Here is a 7,580-nt window from a genome sequence, read left to right on the forward strand (position 1 = left end):
GCGCGCAACAGCCGGCGCGCGACGGCCTTGCCGGCTTCTAGAGTGCCTTGGCGCGAAATTCAAAGGCGAAGACGCGGGTGGCCGCGCCGGGCAGCCATTCCGGGTCATTCCACAGCCGCGCGAAATGTTCTAGAGAGCATCGAACGCTCCGTGGGTCATGCCCCGGGGGACGGGCCCGCCGGCCTCTGCCCGCGGCCGTGCAGCGCTGGGGGAGATCGCCGTGAACGCCGAGGGAGCAGCCGCAGACGGCGCGGTCACCGCCGCCGTTCTCGTCATCGGTGACGAGATCCTGTCCGGGCGCACGCGCGACACCAATTCCGGCACGATCGCGGCGCGGCTGACCGAGCTTGGCATCGATCTCCTCGAGATCCGCGTCGTGCCCGACGACATGGACCGCATCGTCGGCGCGGTGAACGAGTTGCGCGCCCGCCACACCTATCTCTTCACCACCGGCGGCATCGGCCCGACCCACGACGACATCACCGCCGACGCGATCGCCGCGGCCTTTGGCGTGACCATCGACATCGACGAGCGGGCGCGGGCGATCCTTTCCACCCACTACGCCCGCCCCGAGGACCTGACCCCGGCGCGGCTGCGCATGGCGCGGATCCCGGCCGGCGCCGACCTGATCGACAATCCCGTCTCCAAGGCGCCGGGCTTCCGCCTCGGCAACGTCCACGTGATGGCCGGCGTGCCGAAGATCATGGAGGCGATGCTGGAGGCGATCACGCCGACGCTGACCACCGGCCGGGTGATCGTGTCCGAGACGATCGACTGCCCGTTCGGCGAGGGCTGGATCGCCGAGCCGCTGGGCGCGATCCAGGCGCTGCATCCCGACGTGACGATCGGCAGCTATCCGCGATTTTCCGCCGCCGGCTTTTCCACGCGGCTGGTGGTGCGCTCGCGCGATGGCGATGCGCTCGCCCGCGCCGCCGCCGCCGTGCGCGCCATGCTGGCCCAAGTGGCCGGCGCACGGGGCGTGGCCGCGCCCGACCACACCGACATCATCTGACAGGACCCCATGATGAGCGACGAGCATCCCCCGCAGCCGAAGGCCTTTCCCGTTTCCTGGGACCAGTTTCACCGCGACGCGCGCGCGCTCGCCTGGCGCCTTTCGGGCCAGGGCGAATGGGAGGCGATCGTCTGCATCACCCGCGGCGGCCTCGTGCCGGCGGCGATCGTCGCCCGCGAACTCGGCATCCGGGTGATCGAGACGGTCGGCGTCGCCAGCTATCACGAATACAAGGAACAGGGCTCGCTGGTGGTGCTGAAGGGCGTCGACCCGAAGATCACCGCGCTCGGCGGCGGCGAGGGCAAGGGCGTACTGATCATCGACGACCTCGTCGACACCGGCTCCACCGCCCGCATCGTCCGCGAAATGCTGCCGAAGGCCCATTTCGCCACCGTCTACGCCAAGCCCAAGGGCCGCCCGCTGGTGGACACGTTCATCACCGAAGTCAGCCAGGACACGTGGATCTACTTCCCCTGGGACATGGGCCTGACCTTCCAGCCGCCGATCAGCAAGGGGACGCTGGGGTAGGGGGAAAGATTGGTTCGCGGGGTGGGGCTTGCGGCGGCTGGGGTCGCTGCGGGAGCGCTTCGTCGCATGGACATCTGCCGTCCCCGCTTGACCGATCGAAGGTCGCCGTCGGACAACAGGCGCACGCGGGCGTGGTGGAATCGGTAGACACAAGGGACTTAAAATCCCTCGGCTTCGGCCTTGCGGGTTCGATCCCCGCCGCCCGCACCAGAGGCTGAATTCAGCCTTTCTACCGTCCTTGCCGGGCCTGACCCGGCAATCCACTGGCCTCTCCGCAAGGAGTGATCCAACCGGCTGTCATATCGGCGTTTTTCCATCGCGTTGCAGGGGATGCCGTGTGGCCATTGGATCGCCGGGTCGAGCCCGGCGAGGACGGTGGGGGGGGGGCGGAGCCCGGCCGCGGTGCGCAGTCGCTTGCGAACCTGACAGCACCCATCTTGACCCGCCTCTCGCCGATATCCATCTCCCCGCGCGTCGCCGCGTGGTATATGGCATCTGGTACGTGGCATAATGTCGACCACGCCAACAAACCTTTTGGGGAGAATTCGCCATGACAGCAGCCGCCGCCATCCGCAGTGCCGAGGGCACGCCGCTCACCGCCTTCCTCGCCCGTCTCGACGAGCTGGTCGCGTCCGACAGCTATGCCGAGGCCGCGAAGGCCTTTGCGGCCTTCAATGCCGCGAACCCGGGCAACGACTTCTTCGTCGAGGAAGCCCTGCCGTTCAAGGTCAGCAACCACCTGATCGCCAAGATCGGCGTGCCGACCGCCTTCATGAAGCTGACCCTGCGCCGCCCGACCTGGGCCGTCGAGCTGACCAAGGCATTCCACGAGCCCGAGACCTTCGCCGCCTACATGGCCGAGCTCGAAGCGGACGTGCAGAAACTCGTCTGAGACGATCGCTCCCCCTGCCGATCGACTGGTCTGATGTCATCCCCGGCGAGCGAGCGACAGCTCGGGGAGGAAAGGGGATCCAGAAAGCAGCGTTCGAATTCAGTCGCTGGCTTCTGGATTCCCTTCCCCGCGGCGCTGCGCGCCACGGCCGGGAATGACACCTTGAGACGACGGCCGGGTCTTCGGCGACAGCACACGGTCCGGACATCCCATCGTCCGGAAACGACAAAGGCGAGGCGCTTCGGGCGCCTCGCCTTTTCTGTTCGTGGCTTTGCGGCCAGTCGCCTCACGGGGGACCGACGCCGGCGTTTCAGCTGCGGCCGGTCTTCGGGGCGCGCGGCTTGTCGCGCTTCGGCTTGCCAGAATGGGGGCCGGCATAGGGGCCGCCCGGCTTCGGGCCGTCCTTGCGCTTGGGGCTGTCGGTACGCGGGGGGCGGGGGGCATAGTTGCGTTCGCCGCTGCCTTCGGCGCCGGCAGGCGCGGGCGTGCGGCGGGGGCGCTCGGTGCGCGGACGGCGCGGGCCGTCGTCGGCGCCGCCGTCCTCGCCCGGGCCCATCGGCGTGATCGTCACGCCCTTTTCCACGCCGTCGCCGCGGGTGATCGCGAGCAGATAGGCGTCGGCCTTCTCGGGGTGGATCTCGAAACGGGTCTCGCGCTCGAGGATGCGGATCGAGCCGACCTCGCGCTTGGTGATCTTGCCGGCCTTGCAGATCATGGGCAGCAGCCAGCGCGGATCGGCGCCGCGGTCGCGGCCGAGCGACAGGCGGAACCAGGTGCCGCCGGAAAAGCGCGTCTCGGGCCGCTCGCCGACCATGGCCGAGGGCGGCGGCATGGTCATCTCGGTGAGATATTCCGGCGTCGGCCGGTGCTTCTCGTAAAGGCGCAGATAGGCGGCCGCGATCGCCTCGGCCGAGTGCCGGGCGAGCAACTCGGCGATGAAGCCCGACTCGTCCGGACCGACCGCCTCGGTGAACACCGGATCTTCCAGCAGGCGCGTGCGGTCGCGCTCGAGGATGTCGGCGCGGCTCGGCGGCATCATCGGGGTGAAGGTGAGGCTGGCGCGCGCCAGCAGCCGCTCGGCGCTGCGGCGGCGGTGCTGCGGGGCGATCACGATGCTGGTGCCCTTGCGCCCGGCCCGGCCGGTGCGGCCCGAACGGTGCAGCAGCGTGTCGGGATTGGACGGCAGGTCGGCATGGACCACGAGGTCGAGATTCGGCAGGTCGATGCCGCGCGCGGCGACGTCGGTGGCCACGCACACCCGCGCCCGGCCGTCGCGCATTGCCTGCAGCGCGCCGGAGCGTTCCTGCTGGCTGAGTTCACCCGACAGGGCGACGACGGAAAAGCCGCGGTTGGCGAGCCGGCTTTCCAGATGGCGCACCGCCTCGCGCGTCGAGCAGAAGACGATGGCGTTTTCGGCGTCGAACAGCAGCAGGGCGTTGATGATCGCGTTCTCGCGCTCATGCGGCAGCACCGGCATCAGGCGATAGTCGATGTCGGCGTGCTGGGTGCGCTCGGCGGCCAGCGAGATGCGTTTCGCGTCGCGCTGGAACTCGCGGGCGAGCTTGGCGATCTGCGAGGGCACGGTGGCCGAGAACATCAGCGTGCGGCGGGTGGCGGGGGCGGCGCCGAGCAGGAACTCCAGATCCTCGCGGAAACCGAGGTCCAGCATCTCGTCGGCCTCGTCGAGCACGACGGCGCGGATGTCGGAGAGGTCCAGCGAGCCGCGGGTGACGTGGTCGCGCAGGCGGCCGGGGGTGCCGACGACGATGTGGGCGCCGTTCTCCAGCGCGCGAATCTCGTTGCGCATGTCCATGCCGCCGACGCAGGAGGCGATCACGGCGCGGGTGTCGGCATAGAGCCACTCGAATTCGCGGCGCACCTGCAGGGCAAGCTCGCGGGTGGGCGCGATGACGAGGGCGAGCGGGCCGACCGCGAAGCGGAAGGTGCCGGCCTCGTTGAGAAGATCCGACGAGATGGCCATGCCGAAGGCCACGGTCTTGCCCGAGCCGGTCTGGGCCGAGACGAGCAGGTCGGTGCCGGCGAGCGCCGGATCCAGCATCGCCGACTGCACCGGCGTCAGTGCGTCATATCCGCGCCGGACAAGCGCGCTGGAGAGGGGCGGGGAGATCGCCGCAAGGTCGGTCATGGAGACGGATGCTTTCAATGTCGCGCCGGAAAGGCGTTGCCCTCGGGCAATTCGGCCGTTTCAACACGGCAGTCGTGGCGAAGCCGTAGGGCTTCCCGGCGCGGGCGCAACGATTCCGCGCGCGTGGCGGCGAAGGGCAGGAATGCACGGGCGGTGTACAAGCAGGCAGAATGGTCGCAGACTTGCCCGTCGCCAAGATGACGAAAAAGTAACCCGCGACCTCGGCCGGCTCCTGTATTGATGGCGCGAAGAGGGGCACGGCGGCAATCGACGGACAAGATCGATCCGGGAGGAAAACCTTGAAGGCTAGCCTTGCGATCTGGTTGTTCTGTGCGGCAGCGGTCGGTGCGACGCCGGCCCTCGGGCAGACCCAGCAATTCATCAACGACTATCCGACCGACGTGCGCGCCGACTACGTGTTCGGCTGCATGAAGGTGAACGGCGAGACCGTCGATTCCCTCAGGCGCTGTTCCTGCTCGATCGACGTCATCGCGACGATCGTGCCCTACACGCGCTACGAGGAGGCCTCGACCTTCATCAGCATGGGCCTCGTCTCCGGCGAAAAGGGCGCGGTGTTCCGCTCCACCGAGGAATCCAAGGCCTCGATCGGCGACCTGCGCCGGGCCCAGGCCGAAGCGGAAATGCGCTGCTTCTGAGTTCTCGCCGGATCACCCCGACAGACAGAAGGCGCCGCCCCCAGGGGACGGCGCCTTTTTCGTGGGCGGATGCCGGGACAGCCGGATCAGGTGCCGCTGCGGGCCGACTGGGGGAAGGTGCCGTCGAAGGCGACGCCGTCGGTGTCGGTGGCCTTCACGGAGATGGTCGCGCCGTTGGAGCGGTAGGAGAAGCGGAAGTTCGGATCTTCGGAGATCGAGATGCCGCCTTCCATCTTCAGGATCATCTCGTCGCCCTGGCTGACCGTCAACTCGTTGATGAAGCGGGCCGGGATGTAGCCGTAGGAATTGTCGTCGCGCTGCAGGCCGGAATTGTTCGGGTGCTTGATCATCACCTGCGCCTCGCGCAGCAGGTCACCGCCGCCGGCCGCCGCGGGAAACTCGCGGAACTTCATGCGGCCGAGGTCGGCCAGCGCCAGCGCCTGGTCCTTGCTGGCGGGCGCCGAGCAGCCGCCGGACGCCTTCACGAAGCGCTCGGTGACGAACAGGCGGCCGTTGCCGGTTTCCGCCACGGCGTGAACCTTGGTGTAGGCGTTGACGCGCACACGGGTCTCGATGTGGCCGACCGCGGCCGTCTCGCCGAGCGTGAAGGTCGCGGCCACCGGCGCCGGATTCTCGTCGATCACCAGCGTGACCTTGACGATCCGGTCCGGGTCGCCTTCGGGCAGGGCGAAATCGAGGGTCATCGGCACGATCGCCGCATCCTCGGCGCGGTAGGGCGCGCCGAGCGTGATGATGCCCTCGCCATTCAGCATCGGCCGATCGGAGAAGACGTCGGTGACGAGGCCCGTCCAGGTCTCGGTCGGCTCTTCCGCCGCGCGACCGGGCCGGTCGCCAGCGCAAGGGCGAGAATCACAGGCGCCGCGCGGCGCAACAGATGTCCGGATGCGATCATGGCGGTCGTCACCTCCCTCGATGTCGGCCGTCGCGCGGCCTCTTTATTTGAGCAAACTCTAACACAAGACCCGGCCGATGCCACGCCGCAGTCGCGGGCGATGACGCAGACGTGAAACGAATCGGTTCTCGGGCCGCCGGATCGGGCGCCACCTCCGGTGCCGCATGTTGCCCTGAGCGATCATGCGGCCGTCTGCGGCCGCGCCAAGGCCCTGCATGACTGTCGGGGCGCGACGCATCGTCACGGGCAGCGTGTCATTCCCACTCCAGTTCGGCATAGGCGGCCGTGGCATTGCGCGTGTTGAACTCGTCGAACAGCACCCAGTTCGCCGCCTCCGAACGGCCGGCCGTCTTCGCCGCCTCGGACAGCGGGATGCCGGCGTCGATGGCGGCACGCAGATCCGTGGCGAGCACGTCGAAGTAACGACGCTCCGCTTCGAAGCCCTCGGGGAAGGCCGTCGGCACCGGACCATGGCCCGGAACAAGGGCCTTCACCGGCATCGCCAGGAGGCTGTCGATGACCTTCTGCCAGCCGCGCAACGACCCGTCGACCGAGGGCAGATGCTCGACGAACAGGAGGTCGCCGGTGAAAAGCACGCCGGCATCGGGCACGAAAACGGTGAGGTCGTTGTCGGTATGGGCGACCGGCCAGGCATCGAGCCGCAGGATCCGGCCTCCGAGATCGACGGCGACGCTGCCGTCGACCGGCTGGCTCGGCAGCACGATTCGCACGCCGGCGAGCAGCCTGTCGCCCATCAGGTCGCGGTTGGCGGCAAGATAATGCGCCCCGCGTGCCTCAAGCGCTGCAGCCAGTCGCGCGTGACCGACGAACTCGGCGCCCAGGCCCTCGAAGGCCGCGTTTCCAAACACATGATCCGGATGCATGTGCGTGTTGATCACATACCGGACCGGAAGCGGCGTCGCCGCCCGCACCGCGGCCAGCAGGGCGCGACCCTCGCGCAGGCTGCCGCCGGTGTCGATCACGGCCACCGCGTCCTCTCCGACCACGAAGCCGACATTGGCGATCGCGCCGCCATTCTCGGCGGTCATCAGCCCGTGAACGCCCTGATGGACGAAGACGCCGGGGGCGATCTGCGAGACGGCGAGCGGGCGGATCTCGTCCTCCGCCGCCCGCGATGCCGCGGGGGCGAGCATGGAAAGGGTCAGGACCGCCGCGAGCGCCTGCCGCAGGACCTGCCGGAGAGCGTGCGGACGCCGACTCCGTTTGTGCAATGCACCATAGAAGTGTGCGGGGGCGTGCGGGGGCGCGGAGGCATCGCATGCGGTCGGGGTGGCAGGCATCGGCCTTCTCCTTTCGTCCAACTGGCACAAGGCCAATTTGTCGCAGTGGCGCGCGGGGCGGGCAATTCTGCCCGGTTTTCCCCGCGTGGCGGCGCCCGATTATGAAATGGGCGCACTAAATCGCTTTAATTT

At 68.7% G+C, this 7,580-nt stretch carries 7 protein-coding genes and 1 tRNA gene; 5 read left to right on the plus strand and 3 right to left on the minus strand.

Going from position 1 to position 7,580, the window contains the following annotated elements; translation table 11 throughout:
• The first annotated feature begins 220 nt into the window (after positions 1 to 220).
• From A6302_RS08995 to A6302_RS22100, 4 genes are all read left to right on the plus strand, one after another.
• Positions 221 to 1,012 carry a competence/damage-inducible protein A gene (locus A6302_RS08995; protein WP_069306755.1) on the plus strand — a complete coding sequence of 264 codons (792 nt, stop codon included), beginning with the start codon at positions 221 to 223 and terminating at the stop codon, positions 1,010 to 1,012.
• Positions 1,013 to 1,024: 12 nt separating this feature from the next.
• Positions 1,025 to 1,540 (plus strand): xanthine phosphoribosyltransferase, encoded by a 516-nt coding sequence (gene gpt, locus A6302_RS09000; protein WP_069306764.1) that lies wholly within the window; start codon positions 1,025 to 1,027, stop codon positions 1,538 to 1,540.
• A 125-nt stretch (positions 1,541 to 1,665) separates the two neighbouring features.
• Positions 1,666 to 1,750: transfer RNA gene (locus tag A6302_RS09005), tRNA-Leu, on the plus strand.
• A 340-nt stretch (positions 1,751 to 2,090) separates the two neighbouring features.
• The gene (locus A6302_RS22100; RefSeq protein ID WP_069306756.1) at positions 2,091 to 2,432 is read left to right on the plus strand and encodes a hypothetical protein; all 342 of its coding nucleotides are present in this window, start codon (positions 2,091 to 2,093) and stop codon (positions 2,430 to 2,432) included.
• A gap of 310 nt (positions 2,433 to 2,742) precedes the next feature.
• On the opposite strand, the gene A6302_RS09015 is transcribed toward A6302_RS22100, so the two are convergent.
• Positions 2,743 to 4,578, minus strand: coding sequence for a DEAD/DEAH box helicase (locus tag A6302_RS09015; RefSeq protein WP_069306757.1), 1,836 nt, complete (start codon positions 4,576 to 4,578; stop codon positions 2,743 to 2,745).
• Positions 4,579 to 4,877: 299 nt separating this feature from the next.
• Here A6302_RS09015 and A6302_RS09020 point away from each other — a divergent pair, with 299 nt between their 5' ends.
• Positions 4,878 to 5,234: a hypothetical protein gene (locus A6302_RS09020; protein WP_210183298.1), complete on the plus strand. Its 357-nt coding sequence runs from the start codon at positions 4,878 to 4,880 to the stop codon at positions 5,232 to 5,234.
• A gap of 86 nt (positions 5,235 to 5,320) precedes the next feature.
• Here A6302_RS09020 and A6302_RS09025 read toward each other — a convergent pair whose 3' ends face one another.
• Together A6302_RS09025 and A6302_RS09030 are read right to left on the minus strand one after the other, a co-directional pair.
• Positions 5,321 to 6,007 (minus strand): quinoprotein dehydrogenase-associated SoxYZ-like carrier, encoded by a 687-nt coding sequence (locus A6302_RS09025; protein WP_141703586.1) that lies wholly within the window; start codon positions 6,005 to 6,007, stop codon positions 5,321 to 5,323.
• Between the two features lie 394 nt (positions 6,008 to 6,401).
• A complete protein-coding gene (locus A6302_RS09030; RefSeq protein WP_069306760.1) occupies positions 6,402 to 7,301 on the minus strand; it encodes a quinoprotein relay system zinc metallohydrolase 2 in 900 nt (299 codons plus the stop codon).
• Between the last annotated feature and the right edge of the window lie 279 nt (positions 7,302 to 7,580).

It is taken from the genome of Methylobrevis pamukkalensis (genome assembly GCF_001720135.1).
Classification (GTDB): domain Bacteria; phylum Pseudomonadota; class Alphaproteobacteria; order Rhizobiales; family Pleomorphomonadaceae; genus Methylobrevis; species Methylobrevis pamukkalensis.

Coding starts and splice junctions, on each gene's coding strand:
- gpt (WP_069306764.1), top strand. CDS start 1,025: ATGAGCGACGAGCATCCCCCGCAGCCGAAGGCCTTTCCCGTTTCCTGG.
- A6302_RS22100 (WP_069306756.1), top strand. CDS start 2,091: ATGACAGCAGCCGCCGCCATCCGCAGTGCCGAGGGCACGCCGCTCACC.
- A6302_RS09015 (WP_069306757.1), bottom strand. CDS start 4,578: ATGACCGACCTTGCGGCGATCTCCCCGCCCCTCTCCAGCGCGCTTGTC.
- A6302_RS09025 (WP_141703586.1), bottom strand. CDS start 6,007: ATGCTGAATGGCGAGGGCATCATCACGCTCGGCGCGCCCTACCGCGCC.
- A6302_RS09030 (WP_069306760.1), bottom strand. CDS start 7,301: ATGCTCGCCCCCGCGGCATCGCGGGCGGCGGAGGACGAGATCCGCCCG.